20 protein-coding genes are annotated in these 18857 nt (G+C 37.5%); 4 read left to right on the forward strand and 16 right to left on the reverse strand.

The genetic code is table 11. The features are described from left to right. Positions 1–2: 2 nt before the first annotated feature. From AC3A54_RS00940 to AC3A54_RS00950, 3 genes are read right to left on the reverse strand one after another with little or no spacing between them, the layout of a single operon-like run. A complete protein-coding gene (locus AC3A54_RS00940; RefSeq protein ID WP_487653060.1) occupies positions 3–668 on the reverse strand; it encodes a 3-oxoacid CoA-transferase subunit B in 666 nt (221 codons plus the stop codon). After that, the gene (locus AC3A54_RS00945; protein WP_487653061.1) at positions 653–1345 is read right to left on the reverse strand and encodes a CoA transferase subunit A; all 693 of its coding nucleotides are present in this window, start codon (positions 1343–1345) and stop codon (positions 653–655) included. The genes AC3A54_RS00940 and AC3A54_RS00945 overlap by 16 nt, the downstream gene beginning before the upstream one ends. Continuing rightward, on the reverse strand, positions 1346–2701 hold the full coding sequence (locus AC3A54_RS00950) for an aspartate aminotransferase family protein (RefSeq protein ID WP_487653471.1): 1356 nt from the start codon (positions 2699–2701) through the stop codon (positions 1346–1348). Between the two features lie 178 nt (positions 2702–2879). On the opposite strand from AC3A54_RS00950, the gene AC3A54_RS00955 reads away from it, so the two are divergent. After that, positions 2880–4241: a TrkH family potassium uptake protein gene (locus AC3A54_RS00955; protein WP_487653062.1), complete on the forward strand. Its 1362-nt coding sequence runs from the start codon at positions 2880–2882 to the stop codon at positions 4239–4241. A gap of 230 nt (positions 4242–4471) precedes the next feature. On the opposite strand, the gene AC3A54_RS00960 is transcribed toward AC3A54_RS00955, so the two are convergent. Both AC3A54_RS00960 and AC3A54_RS00965 read right to left on the reverse strand, forming a co-directional pair. Next, complete coding sequence (locus tag AC3A54_RS00960; RefSeq protein WP_335545024.1) at positions 4472–5938, reverse strand: NAD(P)/FAD-dependent oxidoreductase; 1467 nt, start codon at positions 5936–5938, stop codon at positions 4472–4474. Between the two features lie 192 nt (positions 5939–6130). Further along, positions 6131–6289 (reverse strand): YjcZ family sporulation protein, encoded by a 159-nt coding sequence (locus tag AC3A54_RS00965; RefSeq protein WP_308083502.1) that lies wholly within the window; start codon positions 6287–6289, stop codon positions 6131–6133. 119 nt (positions 6290–6408) lie between these two features. Between AC3A54_RS00965 and AC3A54_RS00970 the strand changes: the two genes are divergently transcribed. Continuing rightward, positions 6409–7002, forward strand: a complete 594-nt coding sequence (locus AC3A54_RS00970) for a DUF502 domain-containing protein (RefSeq protein ID WP_308083501.1) — start codon at positions 6409–6411, stop codon at positions 7000–7002. Between the two features lie 32 nt (positions 7003–7034). On the opposite strand, the gene msrB is transcribed toward AC3A54_RS00970, so the two are convergent. The 3 genes from msrB to rsgA form a co-directional block, all read right to left on the reverse strand. After that, on the reverse strand, positions 7035–7475 hold the full coding sequence (gene msrB, locus AC3A54_RS00975) for a peptide-methionine (R)-S-oxide reductase MsrB (protein WP_487653063.1): 441 nt from the start codon (positions 7473–7475) through the stop codon (positions 7035–7037). After that, positions 7459–7950 carry a peptide-methionine (S)-S-oxide reductase MsrA gene (gene msrA, locus AC3A54_RS00980; protein ID WP_487653472.1) on the reverse strand — a complete coding sequence of 164 codons (492 nt, stop codon included), beginning with the start codon at positions 7948–7950 and terminating at the stop codon, positions 7459–7461. The genes msrB and msrA overlap by 17 nt, the downstream gene beginning before the upstream one ends. A 176-nt stretch (positions 7951–8126) precedes the next feature. Continuing rightward, positions 8127–9194 carry a ribosome small subunit-dependent GTPase A gene (rsgA, locus tag AC3A54_RS00985; protein WP_487653064.1) on the reverse strand — a complete coding sequence of 356 codons (1068 nt, stop codon included), beginning with the start codon at positions 9192–9194 and terminating at the stop codon, positions 8127–8129. A 341-nt stretch (positions 9195–9535) separates the two neighbouring features. Here rsgA and AC3A54_RS00990 point away from each other — a divergent pair, with 341 nt between their 5' ends. Further along, positions 9536–10288: a DUF4397 domain-containing protein gene (locus tag AC3A54_RS00990; protein WP_487653065.1), complete on the forward strand. Its 753-nt coding sequence runs from the start codon at positions 9536–9538 to the stop codon at positions 10286–10288. A 33-nt stretch (positions 10289–10321) separates the two neighbouring features. Here AC3A54_RS00990 and AC3A54_RS00995 read toward each other — a convergent pair whose 3' ends face one another. From AC3A54_RS00995 to AC3A54_RS01020, 6 genes are all read right to left on the reverse strand, one after another. After that, a complete protein-coding gene (locus AC3A54_RS00995) occupies positions 10322–10903 on the reverse strand; it encodes a YpmS family protein (RefSeq protein WP_487653066.1) in 582 nt (193 codons plus the stop codon). Positions 10904–10909: 6 nt separating this feature from the next. Next, entirely contained in the window at positions 10910–11734 is an 825-nt protein-coding gene (locus tag AC3A54_RS01000; RefSeq protein WP_487653067.1) for an SGNH/GDSL hydrolase family protein, read from the reverse strand. A gap of 111 nt (positions 11735–11845) precedes the next feature. Beyond that, positions 11846–12424 carry an SCO family protein gene (locus tag AC3A54_RS01005; protein ID WP_487653068.1) on the reverse strand — a complete coding sequence of 193 codons (579 nt, stop codon included), beginning with the start codon at positions 12422–12424 and terminating at the stop codon, positions 11846–11848. A gap of 80 nt (positions 12425–12504) precedes the next feature. Continuing rightward, on the reverse strand, positions 12505–13656 hold the full coding sequence (locus AC3A54_RS01010) for a Ger(x)C family spore germination protein (protein ID WP_487653069.1): 1152 nt from the start codon (positions 13654–13656) through the stop codon (positions 12505–12507). Further along, on the reverse strand, positions 13643–14761 hold the full coding sequence (locus AC3A54_RS01015) for a GerAB/ArcD/ProY family transporter (RefSeq protein WP_487653070.1): 1119 nt from the start codon (positions 14759–14761) through the stop codon (positions 13643–13645). Before AC3A54_RS01015 ends, AC3A54_RS01010 begins: the two co-directional genes overlap by 14 nt. 11 nt (positions 14762–14772) lie before the next feature. Continuing rightward, entirely contained in the window at positions 14773–16293 is a 1521-nt protein-coding gene (locus AC3A54_RS01020) for a spore germination protein (protein ID WP_487653071.1), read from the reverse strand. 186 nt (positions 16294–16479) lie between these two features. Here AC3A54_RS01020 and AC3A54_RS01025 point away from each other — a divergent pair, with 186 nt between their 5' ends. Beyond that, entirely contained in the window at positions 16480–17370 is an 891-nt protein-coding gene (locus tag AC3A54_RS01025) for an MBL fold metallo-hydrolase (protein WP_335545014.1), read from the forward strand. Between the two features lie 37 nt (positions 17371–17407). On the opposite strand, the gene AC3A54_RS01030 is transcribed toward AC3A54_RS01025, so the two are convergent. Both AC3A54_RS01030 and AC3A54_RS01035 read right to left on the reverse strand, forming a co-directional pair. Then, positions 17408–18250 carry a DegV family protein gene (locus AC3A54_RS01030; protein WP_487653072.1) on the reverse strand — a complete coding sequence of 281 codons (843 nt, stop codon included), beginning with the start codon at positions 18248–18250 and terminating at the stop codon, positions 17408–17410. Positions 18251–18397: 147 nt separating this feature from the next. Continuing rightward, the gene (locus tag AC3A54_RS01035; protein WP_335528682.1) at positions 18398–18649 is read right to left on the reverse strand and encodes a DUF2535 family protein; all 252 of its coding nucleotides are present in this window, start codon (positions 18647–18649) and stop codon (positions 18398–18400) included. Positions 18650–18857: the final 208 nt, after the last annotated feature.

Below are 18857 nucleotides of genomic sequence, written 5' to 3' on the forward strand. Positions count from 1 at the left end.
GATTAGTACGGAATTTTGCGGATTTGTTCTTCAATTTTGAACTGACATCCAGTTTTGCTTTTCACATCAGCTAAACTGTACGGCGCAAACAGTTCTGTCAAAAGTAACCCCTCTTCATTAACCTTGAATACAGCTAATTCTGTAATAATCAGATTCACACATCCTGCTGAGGTTAATGGTAAGGAGCAAGTTTCAACAATTTTTGGTTTTCCATTTTTATCACAATGATTCATAACAACAATGACTTTTCTTGCCTTCTGAGCAAGTTCCATTGCCCCTCCCATCCCTGGAACCTTCTTTCCGGGGACAATCCAGTTTGCTAAATCTCCTTTTTGACTTACCTGAAGTGAACCAAGAATGGTAATGTCCACTCTCCCTCTTCGGATCATCCCAAAAGCAATAGCACTATCGCAATAGGAACCGCCCTTGTTTAAGGTAACGGGAAATCCCCCTGCATTACATAGGTTTTCATCCTCTTCTCCTTTGGTCGGGCTTGGTCCCATTCCGGTAATCCCGTTTTCGGCATGGAACATAACCATTGTTTCCTCTGTTAAGTGGTTCGGTACTAACGAGGGAATACCAATACCTAGGTTAACGACCATCCCATTTTGAATTTCCTCGGCAGCTCTTTTTGCAAGTTTATCTCTAAGGTCTATTCCCATGCCCATTTCCAATTCACCCCCTTCGTTGGAATGACATAATCAACAAATACTCCCGGGGTAATAATTTCGTCAGGGTTAAGACTTCCCATTGGAACAATTTCTTCTACTTCGGCTATCGTTAAATCCCCTGCCATTGCGACCAGTGGATTCGTATTGCGCGCGCTTTTGTCATAAACTAAATTTCCGTACTCATCAGCCTTCTTGGCATAAACAATAGAAACCTCTGCAGTTAAGGCCGTCTCTATCAGATATTCACTGCCATTTAGATGAATACGTGGTTTATTTTTCGAAACCATTTCATTATCCATCCCAATATCAGATAAAATGGCTGCTAATCCAACACCCCCTGCGCGGATTCTTTCTGCCAAAATACCCTGAGGGGAAAACTCCACTTCAAGCTTTCCTGCATGCATAAGGTCTCCTGCAATGGGATTAGAACCAATATGGGATGCAATGACCTTTTTAGCTCTGCCACGACTAACTATTTTTCCTATTCCTATATGTGGGAAACCTGTATCATTTCCAATTAAGGTGAGTTCTCGGATTTCCTTTTCCAGAATACCGTCAATTAATGTCGGGGGGGTTCCGACCCCGCCGAATCCCCCAAACATGATGGTCATTTCATCATGAAAAAATTTCAAAACGGCCTCTAATGTTGTAATTTTTCCGAATGAATTCTCCATTTAAGCATCACCAACCATTTCAGCATTTCTTTCATTTAAAAAGGCGGTAAATGTTTCTTTAAGTAAACCCACTAACTCTTCAATCTCTCTTTTTGTAATGATTAATGGCGGTGAAATAATAATGGAGTCACCGTTCATCCCATCAATTCCAGCACCTGCAGGGTACACGATCAGACCTTTTTCCTTAGCTGAAGCTACCATCTTTTGTGTAATTAATGCTTTTCTTGGATATGGTGTTTTATCAATTTGATTCTCGACAAATTCTATACCAAGTAGTAGCCCCTTCCCTCGAACATCCCCGATAAATGGAAATTGACCTTTTAGCTTTTCAATTTGATTTTTTAAATAAATCCCCTTATTTTCTACTTCACTAATAATCTTGTATTTTTCCAAGTAATCCAGAACGGCTAAGGACACAGCACATGATTGGGGATTTGCACTTAATGTATGTCCACTCATCACTGATTTTGATCCGGCCAATATAGGTTCCATCACCTTTTCACTCGCTACAGCTGCTGCAATAGGGGCATATCCAGCCCCCATCCCTTTGCCGAAAGCTACAATATCGGGGATTACACCCCAATACTCACAAGCAAGCATGGTTCCTGTCCGTCCAAAGCCTGTCATCACTTCATCAGCAATAAATAGAATGTCATGTTTTTCGCATATCTCTTTAATCTTTTTAAAATAATCCTTTGGTGGTGCAATAGCTCCCCCCGCGGCACCAATAACTGGTTCGGCAATAAAAGCAGCTATTTGTTCGGCTCCTATTCTCAAGATGGCTGTTTCGAGTTCTTGAGCACAAAGAAAATGACAGGATGGAGCCTCAAGATTATAAGGACAACGATAGCAATAAGGAGGATTAATCACTGGGAATTCTTCTAGCAGTGGAACAAATCTAGCTCTTCTCCCCGTGTGTCCAGACATAGAAAGCGCGCCAAGGGTAATCCCGTGATAACTAACCCATCTTGATAACACTTTGTTTTTGGTTTGAATCCCTTTTTCTTGCCAGTATTGAATGGCCATTTTCATTGCTGTCTCAGTGGCCTCTGATCCGCTATTTACAAAGAAGCTCCAGTTCAGGTCACCTGGGGTTAACTCGGCAATTTTTTTGGCAAGCTTCTCCGCTGGTTCACTTGTAAATTGAGATCGATAGACAAAGGAAACTTTTTTAGCTTGTTCATTCATGGCTGCAATAATTTCCTCTGTCCCGTGACCAATATTGGCAGTTACTGCCCCTGAGGCAGCATCCAAATACTTTTTTCCGTCCATATCAAATAGATATATGCCCTTGCCATAATCAATAACAGGGTATATTTCATCCAACATTGGTTTGATTAGAAATGAGTTTTCCACTTTGACACCACTTTCTTTTACGAAATAAGTAAACCACTTATATAATTGTATGAAGTGATTTTTCATTCTATCTCCATGTGTTGAAATGACAGAAAAAAAACAGGCTTTTGAGCCTGTCTTTTACTTTTTATGGGTAATATTATAGAATTACACTTAGATTGCTGAAGGAAATGATGATATGAACCCAATTAAAAAAATACAAACAAAATCCAAAGAGATCTCTACTATTCAATTAATTGTTATCTTTTATTTCTCTGCGTTAATTATTTCTACATTATTATTAAAAATCCCATTTGCACATCGTGAAAATGTATCATTAAGTTTTATTGATGCCATGTTCACCTCTGCAAGTGCGATTAGTGTGACTGGACTAAGTGTGATTTCAATAAAAGATACATTTAATAACTTCGGAATATTTCTCTTATGCGTCATTTTACAGCTGGGTGGACTAGGGGTTATGTCTTTAAGTACATTTTTATGGATCATGTTGGGGAAAAAAGTGGGCCTAAAAGAAAGGCAACTAATCATGATTGATCAAAACCAATCTAACTTGGCTGGTTTGGTTCAGCTTGCCAAAAGAATATTCATTATCATTATTTCTTTTGAAATTATAGGTGGGATTATTTTAGGAATCCGGTTTTTAAATTATTTTGAAAGCCCGTTGGCTGCATTTAAACACGGATTTTTCGCATCTATCAGCGCAACCACCAATGCAGGCTTTGATATCACAGGTGAGTCTCTAAATCCATTTAATAATGATTATTTTATTCAAAGCACGATCATTTTATTGATGGTTGTAGGAGCGATAGGTTTTCCGGTTATTGTAGAAGTTTTAGAATTCTTTTTAAGTCGAAAGGAAAAGAAGAAGTTTCATTTTACTCTGTTCACTAAATTAACAACGGTCACCTTTATCAGCCTTACCGTTGTGGGAGCTTTATTCATTTACCTATTTGATAGTCGCCATTTTTTTGTGAACAAAGAGTGGCATGAAGCCTTTTTTTATTCACTTTTCCATTCAGCTACAACAAAAAGTGCGGGATTGGCTACTCTAGATATCAACGAATTTACTCCAAGCAACCAACTTTTCCTATCTATCCTAATGTTTATTGGGGGATCACCTAGCAGTGCAAGCGGGGGAATTCGGACGACGACATTTGCCATTGTTATTCTAGCCATCGTCTTCTACGCCCAAGGGAAAAGTACAGTTAAAATATTCAGACGAGAATTACTTAGCGAGGACATTCTTAAATCCTTTATCGTTATTACAACGGGTGCCTTCCTTTGCTTAATTTCTATTTTAATTTTAACTATTACAGAGGAAGGTACCGTCATTGAGGTTATTTTTGAAGTTTCTTCTGCTTTTGGTACTAATGGTTTATCAATGGGCTTAACACCACGGTTAACCACATTTGGCGAAATTATGATCATAATATTAATGTTTATTGGGAGAGTTGGAATCGTTACATGCTTGCTTATTTTACGTGGTAAAAGCAGCAAAGAAAAGTTCAATTATCCGAAGGAAAAAGTAACGATAGGTTAATTGTAAGAAAAGCGCAAGAGCCTTGGTCAGCCCCGACAGGCAAATGTTCTTCGGCAATAAAAGTCCGCCTTTTGACTTTTATTGCCGAAGGTTATTTGACCCGAGGGGCTAGGCGTTGGAGCTGGACAATTCTCAAAGTCGAATTTTAAAACATTCTTATATTCTGAAAAAAGAGGAGGTTTAATGGATAACCTCCTCTTTCCAATAAAAAACTATTCGTAAGCTGCGGCTTAAGCCATAATCGTTACGCGTTTTTGTTCCATTGGTGTTTTTTCAATAATATCCCTTGCGATCCAAACACCACAGGCACTTGCCTGAGCCAGACCTCGAGTAACTCCTGCTCCATCACCACCAACATACAGACCGCTAATTTCCGTTTCAAATCGGTCGTTTAACTTTGGTCTAGCTGAATAAAATTTTGCTTCCACACCGTAGAATAACGTGTGTTCTGACGCAAGACCAGGGGTAACTTGATTCAGCGCCTCTGTCATTTCTACTAAACTTTTTAATGTATTATACGGAAGTACTAAACCAAGGTCTCCAGGGACTGCTTCTTTTAAGGTTGGCTCTAAGAAACCTTCCTTAATTCTTTTTTCTGTCGATCTTCTTCCTTTTAAGATGTCCCCGTACTTTTGAACAATTAATCCACCATTAGAAAGGGTATTAGCAAGACGCGAAATTTCGTGGGCATATTCATTCGGCTTATCAAATGGTTCAGAGAACGTATGGGAGACTAATAAAGCAAAATTGGTGTTCGGACTTCCAAGTTTGGGATCTTTATAAGCATGCCCATTTGCTAACATAATTCCCGAATGATTTTCCACAACCACATGTCCCGAAGGATTGCTACAAAAAGTTCGAACCCTAGTTCCCACCGATGTGTTAAATACAAACTTCCCTTCATACAAATGCTCATTAATTTCTTGCATGACAATGTTGGAAGTTTCCACTCTAACACCGATATCCACTTGGTTACTGATCATCCGAAGTCTACGAGATTTTAATAGATCAGAAAGCCACTTCGAACCATCTCTTCCTGGGGTAATAACCACTTTATCTGCATAAATATTTTTGTCCGCTTTCAGTTTTATACCTTTTACAATATGACCATTTGCTGTTTTCTCTGTAATTAAATCCTCAACTTCAGTTTTAAATGACATCTCAATCTTTGTTGCTAAGTACTCAAAAATACTTTTTAAGATTTCTAGATTTTGCTCCGTACCAAGGTGACGAACTTGGGCACGCAACAGTTTTAGCCCCGCAGCATAGCCACGACGTTCAATATCCCTTACCTCATCTGTTAATGGGTCTGTAATGCTTTCTGTCGCACCATGTTTTAAATTAATTTCATCGACGTAACGAATTAAATCAACCACTTGAGAATCTGAGAGGTAATCTGTCATCCATCCACCAAATTCACTAGTTATATTAAACTTCCCATCAGAATAAGCGCCTGCACCACCAAACCCATTGGTAATGGAGCAAGCGGGCAGGCAGCCTGCAAACTCTTTTCTTCCCGAAGCAGGCGGGCATTTTTCAATTTTTTTCTGTAAGATTGGGCAATTTCTCCGATAAATATCATGTCCTTTATCCACTAATAGCACCTTTGCGTTCGGCATTTTTAGTGTAAGTTCATAGCAGGTAAAAATCCCTGCGGGGCCAGCACCCACTACAATCACATCATATTTAGCATTCATTGTCCAATACCTCCAAAGTCATTTTACTCATCCACTGGTAAATATATCAGACGATAGTGGTACCGTCAACATTAAAAACGAACTATTTTTTATTAATTTTAATTAATGTTCGTATTTTGGTTTGTTTTCAGAAAAATACGCATATAAAAAAAGTGACTCATGGAGAACATCCATGAGTCAGTCCTTATCTATTTAGCAAAAGTTCCAGCTTGCTCCGATGATAATTAACAAGATGAACAATACAACGATTAACGCGAATCCTCCAAAACCAAAGCCAACTCCACAACCAGCTGCTGGGTATGCAGGACCACAGCACCCATCAAAACCACCATATCCGTATCCATGATACATAAACATTCACTCCTCGATAATTTGTTTCTTTTCACTGTTACTTTATGAACTAGATACTTGACCTGTATGTGCATTCGCCTATATTATGAAAGACAATGATAAAAATTGCAGGTGAAACCATGAAATCAATGATTAAAAGTTTTATTAATGGGATCTTAACGATTGTTCCAATTATTCTGGTGTTCTATGTTATTTATAAGACCTTTCTCTTTTTAGACGGATTACTTGGCAATAGCTTGAAACCTTTTTTAAAGGAAGATTATATTCCTGGATTCGGATTACTAACCACCATCATCTTAATTACCTTTTTAGGCTGGCTGTCAACCAAATTTATAACGAGCAAGATCATCAAACTGATTGATCATCTACTGGAAAGAATCCCAATTGTGAAAACCATTTATTCAGTTATCAAAGATACCGTCCAATCCTTTCTTGGTGACAAGAAAGCTTTCTCCAAGGTTGCGCTTGTGGTCATTCCCGGAACTGACATGCGGAGTATGGGTTTTATAACTTCCGAACAGGTAGAGGAGTTTTATAGTCCTTTAAAGGATCATGTAGCAGTCTATATCCCACAAACCTTTCAGGTAGCTGGATTTACCTTCCTTATCCCAAAGGACCAGGTGGAGATTATCGATGTTAAGCCTGAGGATGCAATGAAATTTATCCTTTCTGGTGGAATGACCTCTACATCGAAACAAAAGGGAAAAGAATAAATAATAAAAGCCGCTCAGCTGAGCGGCTTTTATTATTTTTCTTCAAATAGTTCTACAAATTCTCCGTACCCTTCCTCTTCAAGTTTTTCCTTTGGAATAAACCTTAAAGCGGCCGAGTTAATACAGTACCGTAAGCCTGTTGGATGGGGGCCGTCGTCAAACACATGGCCTAAATGGGAGTCAGCAGTTTTGCTTCTGACTTCCGTCCGAACCATAAAATGGCTGAAATCAGATTTTTCTACGACTTCTTCTTCTTGGATCGGCTTCGTAAAACTTGGCCATCCACATCCAGCATCAAACTTATCTAACGAGCTAAATAAAGGCTTCCCAGAAACCAGATCCACATAAATTCCGTCTCTAGTTTCATTCCAATACTCATTTCTGAAAGGAGGCTCTGTCCCATTATTTTGTGTTACTTCATATTGAATTGGTGTTAATTCCTGTTTTAGCTTATCCTTATTTATCACTTTCATCTCCCCAATGCTTTTGGATAAAACCTGCCCTACCCGAGCCAATATGATAGGACTCATAATGTGCGCGATTTTTCTTATAATACTGCTGATGGTATTCTTCAGCCGGATAAAAGGTCTTGGCGGGCAATAGTGGAGTAACAATTGGTTTACTAAACTTACCACTTTCCTCCAACACTTTCTTGGATTCTTCAGCCAGTTTTTTTTGCATTTCGTTATGGTAAAAAATCGCCGTTTGATACGATTGTCCGCGGTCATAAAATTGACCTCCAGGATCTGTTGGATCAATTTGCTGCCAAAATAATTCGAGTAATTTTTCATATGGAAAAACCTCGGGATCGTAGGTTATTTGTACAGCTTCATAATGACCGGTTGTATCCGTACATACCTGCTGATATGTAGGATTCTCTACAGAACCTCCCGTATATCCGGAAATAGCACTTTTAATTCCAGGCTGTTCATCAAAGGGTTTGACCATACACCAAAAACAGCCTCCGGCAAAAGTAGCGACTTCGTAGTTTTTCTCCAAATACCCCACCCTTTCTGTTGGTTATTGTCTGTATTAAAAGTATACAGAATGTTGATACAAAAATAAAATCTGCTGTTTATACAAAAAAAGTCGAAGCAGCATACACTGGTTCGACTTAATTTTATCTAATGACTCTTCCTTTTTTTAATTTGATTATTAATACTCTTCCATTGTTTTCGAACTTCTGCCTGAGCTCGTTTATCCGTTTTTCTCTCAATATATGCGAGCTCTTTTTGCAACTTATTATAGCTAGTTAACCTTTCAATCGAAACGTCCCCATCTTCAATGGCCCTTACTACAGCACAGCATGGTTCATCCTTATGTTGACAATCACGGAAGCGGCATTGTCCGGCCAATTCCTCAATTTCCGAAAAGGTTTCAGATAAGCCCTCAGCACTTTCCCACAACTGTAATTCTCTCATTCCAGGGGTATCAATGAGTACACAGCCGTTCGGTAAAAGGATCATTTCTCTATGGGTTGTCGTATGTCTTCCTTTATCATCACCAAGCCTTATTTCCTGTACCAATTGCTTTTCTTTCCCTAGTAACCTGTTAGTTAACGTCGATTTCCCTACACCTGATGACCCAAGCAGGGCAATTGTTTTTCCTGGTTTCAGGTAAGGCTCTAAGCTATCAAGTCCAAGACTCGTTTCCGAGCTGATTAGAATAACAGGTACAGCGCCCAAGGCAATAGCCTCCACTTCATTTAGTTTCGAATGGATGTCTGAACAAAGGTCTGCTTTGCTTAAAACAATTACTGGTGATGCCCCACTTTCCCATGATAACAATAAATAACGTTCGATTCTTCTTAGATTTAGATCCTCATTTAATGAATTAACTAAAAAGACCGTATCCACATTTGTAGCAACGATCTGCTCTTCTGCTGTGTCACCTGCAGATTTTCTTGAAAATTTACTTTTTCGTGGCAATACGGCCATAATTGTGCCCTTTTCTTCTGAATATCTAGGCTTCAAACAGACCCAATCTCCTACAGCAGGGAAATCCTCACGGTTCTGAGCTTGAAAGCTAAATTTCCCTGATACTTCACAAAGCAGCTCACCTTGCTCCGTCCATACTCGGTACAAGTGTTTATGCTCAAGTGCTACACGTCCAAGAACTAATTCTTCACTTGTTTTAACATGATCAAAATCATTTTTTACTTTATCTGTTACTCCCATTGTTACTAAATTCATCTTAATTCCTCCAGCGAGAATGTATTTTTTACATAATAAAAAACCATAGGCACACACAGCCCATGGTTTTACTCGCATAGTGGAATAAAGGGTAGAAATCTCCCTAAATTGAACCTCTTTGGGCTGTGCAAACAATATTCACATCATGAGTTCTACGAATATTTCCAATTAACATTGCACTTCACCCGCTTTCAATCGTAATTATTTTAAGTATATGTTTAACTTATCCATTTGTAAACAAATAATGAAAAATTTTCAACATTCAGCAAGAGATGGTAGACACCTACCTAAATAAGCATGAATAAATTATCATGTAAACCAATAGATAGGAGTTGAAAAGAATGTCTGATAAAAGAACCTCTACCGATTATCTACAAAGAGCGGCAATGTATGATTTGTTGGCACAATACTATAAATATTCACTCCCAAATCTGCACATGCACTATTATGGTAAACATCTAAAATACATGAATAAAGCCCTGCAGTTTATGCGAACCCCTCTCCCAATATCTCAAACTGAGGCGAAAATACGCATCCTTCATACTTCTCCAGATGCACCCAATGTTGATATCTATATTAACGGGAAGCGAGTAATCAGAGACTTATCATTTAAACAGATAAGTAATGAACTTTCTTTAAAGGCGGGGAAATATCATATTGATATTTATCCAGCAGGGAACATGGTAGATAGTGTTTTAAATAAAAAAATAACAGTAGAGCCAGGAAAGTCCTATACCTTAACGGCTATAGACTCTGTAAAAAAATTACGCCTGCTGGTATTTCAAAATGAGCCTTCCACACCATTAAATGAAGCAAAGGTGCGTTTTATCCATTTATCACCAGATGCTCCTCCACTAGATATTGCCGTAAAGGACCGAGATGTAATCTTTCCTAAAGTCTCTTATAAACAAGCAACAGAATATTTAGGTTTAACCCCCATGACAGTTGACCTTGAAGCAAGGGAGGCGGGTAGTAAAGAAGTAGTTCTTTCTTTGCCAAGTGTTTCTTTTAAACCCAATGAAAGCTACACCATCATTTTTCTAGGGTTAGTAAAAGAGAAACCTGAAATCCATTATATTAGCCTGAAGGATTAAAAAAAGAGAGAGGCTGACTATAAGTCAGCCCCCCTATTTCACCGGAACTAAAATGGTAAATGCGATATCATCTTTCTTTAAATCAAATTTATCTGCTTGGATTTTCAAATCACTTTTCAACTTTAATTGCTGCATATGAACGTAAACCAAGTGATCATCTGGACGAATATCCACTCCCCTAGGGAGCTTGTAATTGTCACTTATGAATGATAAAACGTAAGCAATTGGTAGATGTAATCGGCCAATCGCCATTGATTTTTGTTTAAGAACCAAATCGCCATTTTTTAACGCTTCAGGTACAAAAGTAAGTTTCATATTTAGTTCTTCACTAAAAAAAGGTATTGTTCCATATAGTTCCACTTCATCCCCAAGTACGACTTGGTACTCTATTGGTGAATCAGCAGCTTCTTCCTTCAAGTAATGATTGATTAGCTGATTAAGATCATTCTTATTTGATTTTACATGGAAGGATACATGATCATCCTCCTTTAAATCTTTTTGTTTGCTACTCTCCTTATTACTCGTTGGCATCATTATTAAAGATAACATGATAATAGCGATTAATACGTTGATTCCTAACAAGAGAAGGAACCCAATCTTCCACTTGTTTTTCATAAATGTCTAATTCTCCTCTGTACTGACTGTATAAGATTTTCTCTCCATATCAGGTAATACACTTTCTCCAAGTGTCTGATTCAACCTTTGTGCAATCAGTTCATATCCTTTGTTATTTGGATGGAAATTATCTGTGTAGAAAAGGTCTTCGGCTGCATTTAAGAACACATCCTCAATTGGGACAAAATATGCACGAGGATAATTGGCAATAACCATTTGACCAGTTTGGTTCCAATCGGCAACAATTTGATCCATCTCTTTAATATCTGAAAACCATTTGGCGAATGGATTATATAGGCCAACTAAAACGATAGATGCATCCGGATTTTCTTGTGCAATAGCCTCCATTATTTGAGTTAAATGGTCTTTATAATTTTCTCTTTCCTTCATAAAGTCAGAAACCTGAAGATTAGAGAAATGATCCTTTACAACTTTCATAATATCATTGCCGCCAATTGTCAGAATGACTAAATCAGCCTTCTTTATTGCTAATTTCATTTTTGGTGATTGTAGTCTTTTTAAAAGTTGAGTGGTTCGATTACCCTTTACACCAAAATTATAAAACTCAACTTCTTGAATCCCTTTTTCTTTTTCTAGCATAGACTCTAAATATGGTAAGTATCCACCTTTACCAGTACTATCCCCAATGCCCTTCGTTAAGGAATCACCTACAGAAACAATCGTTAGTTTACGCGGATAAAAATCAGCAGGAATTGGTTCAAAAACCTGTGCTGCTACCTTCTTTTCTTGATGAAATTCTAAAGGGTTAGATTGAATACATGAACATAAAAATAATATCGAGAGAATTAGAGCGGTGAAAAACTTTTTCATCTTTATTCACCTGCTTTCTAAACTAATTTTATTATACCACGACCCAAATCATTCAAAACAAATATACACTATATCCTATTCTTGGTAAAAAAAATAGACCATTTCATTGGTCTATTGTAACGATTTTATATCAGAAATTATTTCTTCAAACGGGACATCCTTGTAGCCATTATAGGACTTTTTAATATTCCCTTTCTGGTCGACTAAATAGATTGAGGTTCCATGAATCACTTGATTTCCTTCTTCCGGTTTTTTTACAAGTGCCTTATAGTTCTTCAAAGCAAATTCTTCAATAAACTCTTGAGAATAACCCGTTAGTAACGTCCAGTTTTTAAGATCGGCACCGAACTGCGTAGCATAGTTCTTTAATGCTTCTGGAGTATCCACTGAAGGATCGACACTGAAGGAAACAAACTCTATGTTTTCTAACCCTTTGTCGTTTACCATTTTTTGTAATTTCGCCATATTAGCAGTCATTGGTGGGCAGACATCGGCACAGCTTGTAAAAATAAAATCTGAAATCCAAACCTTACCTTTTAAATCTTTTAATCCAACCGTCTTATGCTCCTGACTAGTTGCTGTAAAATCTTTAATAGGCCAATTAACGGCATTTTCTATTTCTTTTTTTCCACATCCGGATAATAAAAGCATACCAACGATCACACAATACAACAAAAACCGAATCTTCATCTAATCACCTGCAACCTTTTCTATTCATTTCGTGAATAGTTTAACAAAGAAAGACAAAAGTGAAAAGAGAAAGAGTTTATTCAATCAATTACACCTGTTTTCTCAATCCTATTCTTTACTTGTACATCAAACTCAGCCTTTTTATATAGTTCTCTCCATTTCTCTTTGGATATTTGCTGGCCTCTGTAATGTACTTCATACTCGTTTCCAAAGCCTATAGGATCAATATCTAGTTCCCTTAGATGATAGAGTAGCTCCTCTACTTGCTTTTCCATTGCTTTGCTCATTTTTTTCTCTAGTAGTTTTACCGTAGCCGGTTTCGCCAAATCTAGTGGCTCTGTCATCTCTAATAACCTTGAATCTAATTTTATTTCCACTTTGAATTTGAGGTTCTGCTTGTCAATCAGTCTTATTTTAGACTTGCTCCTTATATTATCAATGGTGAGGTAGATTTTATTATACAAGGGGGTTTGTACTAAACCTTTTAGCATAATATCTTGAAGTTCCTCTTTTTTAAACCCTAATTCCAGTGTTCCGGCTTTATATTTATCAACTAGAATCTTCAAAAAGAATAGCTGCGATTGTTTCAGCTCATCAACCAATCGATCCTCTCTGAATAGTCCGACGCCTGAAATAACCACGTCCCCACCTTGTATTTTTAAAATGGGTAGAACGGGATCTTTTCCAATATCATAGTAATTATGATTAAATTCTTGTAAGGTGGGTGAGATAATCTGCTCTCCCTCGACATTCTGTTTGATTAAGTTATAGATGTATGTGCCAAGGTTAATATTTGTTTTACTCTGGTCAATTTTCATAATCTCCTCAGCTGTTTGGTCTGCAATTGTTAAATAAACCATGTTGCCAATAGCAGCATCACGGTTTAACGTATCAACTAATTGAATAATACCTCTTTCAGCAAGTTCTCTACTATAAACAACTGACCGAAGCTGTCCTGAGACCAGTTTTTGGTTGGATTTTAGATTTTCTGCTTGCCTTAATCCCTTGCTTGTTTTCGAAATCGCACTTATAACCTTTGTTGCTGATTTAGCCATAGGATCAAACTTTTGTACGACTACAATTCCTTTAATTTGCTTCTTACCTATTAAATCGTATCCGGCAGTAGTAATGAGGCCCAACTTTTCAAGCGGCTTTTGTTCCACACATCCTGTCATGATTGTCATGCAACAAGCAAGTAATAATAGTAATTTACTTCTGCTACACTTCTGCATTTGATTTCTTCCTCCTTTGAAGCCACTTTTTCACAGAAACAATCACTGAAAGGAGTATTGGATAACAGAACGCTGCAACAAATCCAAGCCTAGCCGTGTAATCAGTTACAACATTCATTTGGTACCGTGCTTTTATAAAAAAAGTCCCTATCCAAACTAAAAGCCCAAGAATCCAAATCCCTTTTTTCTGTTTCAATTGAAAGATTCTGTTAAGCCCTTTAGAAGCGGCCCATAAATAACCGCACATATTTGGTAAAATAATTAACATCCAAAAGGAAACGGCAATAAATTCAAATCGTTCTAAGTTGGGCAGTTTCACAATCTTGAACATCGATAAAACCGGCCAAATGGTTCGTGCTAAACCATTTTCTGAGAAAAACGCAATACATACTAGAGTAATCAAAGTAAATATTGCAGTGGTATAAAGATTTCCTATCTGTGTGTACAGCATGACTTTCTTTTTGTCTTTTACATAAGGATAAAAGAACATAATTAATTCAAACCCCATGAGCGATAGAGTAGTTTTGTACATACCCTTCACTAGCTGCATCATATTAATGTTCATAATGGGAAGAAGATGTTTGAAATCGGAATACCTAATAGGTACAATGATGAAAAAGTTTAGCCAAAAGGTCCCCAATACGGATAGGAAGGCCACTCCTACAATTACACGAACACCACCAGTTACAGCATAAATAGTCAGAAGGATTAAAACTAAAGAAATTTGCCAGGTAGGAAGATCTGGAAAAATCCAAACTTGGACAATTTCTATATAATTCATAAGGATAATAAAAAAGCTAAGACTTAAATACAGCATATAGAAAATACTTAATGCATGACCTATCCATTTACCAAAAACATCAACATGGATACCGTACAAATCAGCACTGTCATATTTTCCAAGCATACGCACCATCATGACTAATACAAATGCAGTAAAAATCCCTCCAAGAAGGACAGCAATCCATGCATCATGCTTGGCTTCCATATAGACAACCCTCGGAAGTCCTACTAAACCTACTCCCGTTTGGATGGCATGGACAATAAACACGACAAGAAATGCTTCAAATAGCAGTCCCTCTTTTGGATGTAAATTCACTTTCATCTTGACCGCTCCTATTCATCTACATCCTTCTTTTTATTCGCCTTTTTCTCTTTAAATCGACTACTATCTACTGGATGATTAGTAACTGGTCTAAAAGGCAAGTATTGAACGGGAAATTTAATGATACTGTATCCTAAGTCCTTCCAACGAAACGGGTAGACTGGCATAAAATATGGACTCCCTAAGGAAGTTAGTTTCAACAAATGAATAAGAAAAAAGCAAAATGACAGCATGATACCAATACCACCCCATATACCCGCTAACAGAATAATCGGGAACCGAATCATTCGAATCGCGGTACCCATGATATAACTTGGAGAAGTAAAAGACCCTAGTGCACTCAGGGCAATAATAATAATTAATATATTACTCGTAAACCCAGCCTGAACAGCAGCTTGTCCGATGACTATACCACCAACGATACCCATGGTTTGACCCACTTTTGTTGGTAGTCTAGCACCAGCTTCTCTTAAGAGTTCAATAACAAATTCTAATAGCAAAGCTTCAAATACAGGAGGAAACGGAACATTCGCTCTGGATTGACCTAATGAAACAAGCAGGGGAGATGGAATAACCTCATAATGATAGGTCAAAACCGCTACATATGCTGGCGTTAATAAAACCGATAAAAAAATCGCTATAATTCGCAGCATTCTTAAAAATAACCCCATGTTCCAGCGCATATAAACGTCTTCAGTGGATTCAAAAAAGCTTAAAAATGGGGTTGGTCCATAGATCGCCGCAGGTGACCGGTCCATTAAGACCGCAACTTTACCTCTCATTAATGATAGGGATACCCGGTCTGGAAGCTCTGAGGACATAATTTGTGGAAATACAGTCCAACTATTATCCTCAATCAACTGCCCTAATACGGTTGTATCTGGAATATAATCAAACTCTAAGTCATTAATTCTTTGTTTAAAGGTATTTACATTTTCTTCATCTGCAATATCCCTTATATATACAATCTTTCCGGGTGTTTTTACTCTGCTCCCAATACTTATATCTTCCATACATAATTCTTTATCCTTAAGATTACTTCTAATGATATTTAAATTCCCAATTAGCGACTCGGTAAAAGAAATCTTCGGTCCATATACTAACGATTCTGTTTCCGCTTTTTCTAAGGATCTCTCTACTGTTGTACCGATATTCGCGAGGATTCCGAACGGCTCACCATCAATATAAATATAGGCATATCCTTCAATTAAAGATGAAACGACCTCGTTCAATTGATTGGCTGCTTGCATTTCAGCAATAGGTAAAATTTGTGCTAGATTTTCTGTAGTCCAGTCCATCGAATCTTTTTGCTGTTGAACAGGTAACAAAATATACTCATCTAAACTCGTTTTATCAATCAAGCTACTTAGGAAACAAAAAAGAATCTTTTTTCCATCTTTTTTTAAGGTTCGAAAGTTAATATCTGAACATGCTCCCAGTTCATTGTTTAACTGCTCTTTCAATTCATCTACATCAAAACTATGCTTTTTAAATTCATCGGACTGATTATTTTTGGATTTTCGCTTAAACATTGTCAGCACCTTTATAAATACTATTTTTTTTAGGTTTACCAAAAATCCTATTTTTACCCATTATAAGGAAACCTTTATTTGCATAGTGGTTTCTTTACAAATGACAATGTGATACAATGAATGAGTGTTCATTCATTGTATTTATTTGACCAAGGATACTGTTTTCTATTTTGAGAGGTGATTATAATGGAGCGAATTGGTCCGATTATGATACTGGAAGGTCCAAATTATAGCAAGGTCCCTTTTTCGAGAAGTCTTTTTATAGATTGTCCTGAAAAAGTGTTAATCGATAGTGGGGCCGATGCCAATCAACTGCTAGAACTTGATAGGGAATATGGTGTGGAGCTAATCATAAACACCCACTACCACCCTGACCATACTCTCCATAATCATTTGTTTAGGGATGCTACAAAACTAATTAATCCCATTGAGTACGAGACCTCATTAACGATTGAGGGGGTAGCAAGAGTCAATGGAGTCTATCAGGAATGGGGCTCTGCAGGCGTCGAGCAGTGGAAAAAGACCCTTCCACAGGAATGGGTTAAAAACCTTGGCGAGATTTCGGGAACCTATGAATATGAAACAACCTATTTATTTGGAGACGTAAAAGTACAATTTCTACATACCCCTGGGCATACGATGGGCTTATCTTGCCCTTATTTTCCTGAATTGGGTGTGGTTTTCGCTGGGGATTATGACATGACGTCTTTTGGTCCTTGGTATAACGGCAGTGATGGAAATATTGAAGATTTTATTGCCTCTGGTAAACGATTACTTTCCCTTGATGCCGATACATATATAACCGGTCATCAAAAAGGGATTTTCAATAAACAAGAGTTTTATCAAGCCATGGAAACATTCCTTGCCATCATCGACAAAAGAGACCAGGTAATTGATCATTATATAAAACAGGGCATGAACTTTGAGGAACTAACGAATATTGGTATCTTTTATCCAAAGAAAATGCTGCAAAACTCGATCCTTAAAACTTGGGAACGCGGAGGAATTCGAAAGCATCTGCACCGCCTAGGCTATACAGTTGTGGAGTCTTCTCTCGAGCTAGTCTGTAAAAAATAACAGGATGGTGTCAGACACCATCCTGTTATTCAATCCTCTATTCAAAATAATACATTAGAGCTATTGTACCAGGACCGGTGTGTGTACTAATAGTTGGACCGGTATAATCAATTTCAACATCCTGGAATCCAGTTAAATCGAAGATGCTCTCTTTTACTTTTACTGCAAGTTCATGGGCACCAGAATGGACTAGACCAACACCACGAATCGTTTTCCCCTTCACATCTTCCGCAAACTGCTTGGCCAAAAATTTAACGACCTGAGAATGGCTGCGAACCTTAGTAACCGGAGTATATTCTGCCCCTTCAAGTGAGGCAATCGGTTTGATATTTAATAGAGAGCCAATGAATGCCTTTCCTTTTCCGATTCTACCACCCTTAACGAGGTTTTCTAACGTATCCACCATGATATATAGTTTGGTATGTTCCTGGATTGTTTCTAATCGGGATAAGATTTCATTCATTTCTTTCCCTTGCTCTGCCATAAGAGCAGCTTCCTTTACTTGAAAAGCTAGAGCGGTAGAAATAAACTTTGAGTCGACTACTGTTACCTTGGTATCTGTCATTTGTGCTGCACTTTCAGCTGACCGCACTGTACCGCTCATTTTCCCTGTCATATGTATGGATAATACTTCATAGCCTTCATTTCCAAGCTCATCGTAAACCTCTAGAAAAACACCAGCCGCAGGTTGGGAACTTTTAGGTAATTCTTTTGCCTTGCTCATCTTTTCAATAAATTCAGCCGGCTCTATATCCACCCGGTCTAAATAGGTTTCATCGTTTATCGTAACGGATAAAGGTACAACAATAATACCTAGTTGTTTAGCCATTTCTTGTGAGATATCTAATGTTGAATCGGTTACAATTTTAATTTTACTCATTCAGTCACATCCCTACACTTACTGTTTAGTATTATACAGGTTTCAACAATTGAAAGAAACCACAACTGGACCTTATTAACTATTAATCATTGTTTTCATAAATTTCTGTAAAAATAAAAGAGCACCGTTTCCGATGCTCGAATGGAACTATGCATTATTCTTTAATTCTCGAACTTTGAATAGTTGTTCATAATCGGGCCACTTCATGACCTTTTTCAAGTAATCTTTAAAGGAGTAGCATCTCTTAGGTTTGCTTTCCTGATTAATGGACGTTAAAAACGTCTGTAAACGGACTTGGATCATAAATTTATAAGTACTATCTTCCTCCAATACAGGAATTTCCATGACTTTAACCTTCTGTCCAACAACATTTTTGAACTCTAGGCTTTTGAATAACAAAATATCAATCCTCTTTTTCACCCGTTTGACTATATTATACACCTTTTCCGCCTCGAAAAGTGTCTAATTCTGCTTACAAAAAAAATAATTGTGAATGATTTGCAACAAAAAACAGGACTATTTTTGTGTCCTGTTTTTAGTCGAATGATTTGAAAGTGTAAGGTTTTATTTGGGCGTTTAATTGTGGGTTTTCTTGTAGATTACTGTT

It is taken from the genome of Neobacillus sp. Soil_C_43 (assembly GCF_057656715.1).

Bases quoted from the DNA above. Each gene is read 5' to 3' on its own strand.
- AC3A54_RS00940 (WP_487653060.1), bottom strand. From the start codon at position 668: ATGGGCATGGGAATAGACCTTAGAGATAAACTTGCAAAAAGAGCTGCC.
- AC3A54_RS00945 (WP_487653061.1), bottom strand. From the start codon at position 1,345: ATGGAGAATTCATTCGGAAAAATTACAACATTAGAGGCCGTTTTGAAA.
- AC3A54_RS00955 (WP_487653062.1), top strand. From the start codon at position 2,880: ATGAACCCAATTAAAAAAATACAAACAAAATCCAAAGAGATCTCTACT.
- AC3A54_RS00960 (WP_335545024.1), bottom strand. From the start codon at position 5,938: ATGAATGCTAAATATGATGTGATTGTAGTGGGTGCTGGCCCCGCAGGG.
- AC3A54_RS00965 (WP_308083502.1), bottom strand. From the start codon at position 6,289: ATGTATCATGGATACGGATATGGTGGTTTTGATGGGTGCTGTGGTCCT.
- AC3A54_RS00970 (WP_308083501.1), top strand. From the start codon at position 6,409: ATGAAATCAATGATTAAAAGTTTTATTAATGGGATCTTAACGATTGTT.
- msrB (WP_487653063.1), bottom strand. From the start codon at position 7,475: ATGAAAGTGATAAATAAGGATAAGCTAAAACAGGAATTAACACCAATT.
- msrA (WP_487653472.1), bottom strand. From the start codon at position 7,950: ATGGTCAAACCCTTTGATGAACAGCCTGGAATTAAAAGTGCTATTTCC.
- rsgA (WP_487653064.1), bottom strand. From the start codon at position 9,194: ATGAATTTAGTAACAATGGGAGTAACAGATAAAGTAAAAAATGATTTT.
- AC3A54_RS00990 (WP_487653065.1), top strand. From the start codon at position 9,536: ATGTCTGATAAAAGAACCTCTACCGATTATCTACAAAGAGCGGCAATG.
- AC3A54_RS00995 (WP_487653066.1), bottom strand. From the start codon at position 10,903: ATGAAAAACAAGTGGAAGATTGGGTTCCTTCTCTTGTTAGGAATCAAC.
- AC3A54_RS01000 (WP_487653067.1), bottom strand. From the start codon at position 11,734: ATGAAAAAGTTTTTCACCGCTCTAATTCTCTCGATATTATTTTTATGT.
- AC3A54_RS01005 (WP_487653068.1), bottom strand. From the start codon at position 12,424: ATGAAGATTCGGTTTTTGTTGTATTGTGTGATCGTTGGTATGCTTTTA.
- AC3A54_RS01010 (WP_487653069.1), bottom strand. From the start codon at position 13,656: ATGCAGAAGTGTAGCAGAAGTAAATTACTATTATTACTTGCTTGTTGC.
- AC3A54_RS01015 (WP_487653070.1), bottom strand. From the start codon at position 14,761: ATGAAAGTGAATTTACATCCAAAAGAGGGACTGCTATTTGAAGCATTT.
- AC3A54_RS01020 (WP_487653071.1), bottom strand. From the start codon at position 16,293: ATGTTTAAGCGAAAATCCAAAAATAATCAGTCCGATGAATTTAAAAAG.
- AC3A54_RS01025 (WP_335545014.1), top strand. From the start codon at position 16,480: ATGGAGCGAATTGGTCCGATTATGATACTGGAAGGTCCAAATTATAGC.
- AC3A54_RS01030 (WP_487653072.1), bottom strand. From the start codon at position 18,250: ATGAGTAAAATTAAAATTGTAACCGATTCAACATTAGATATCTCACAA.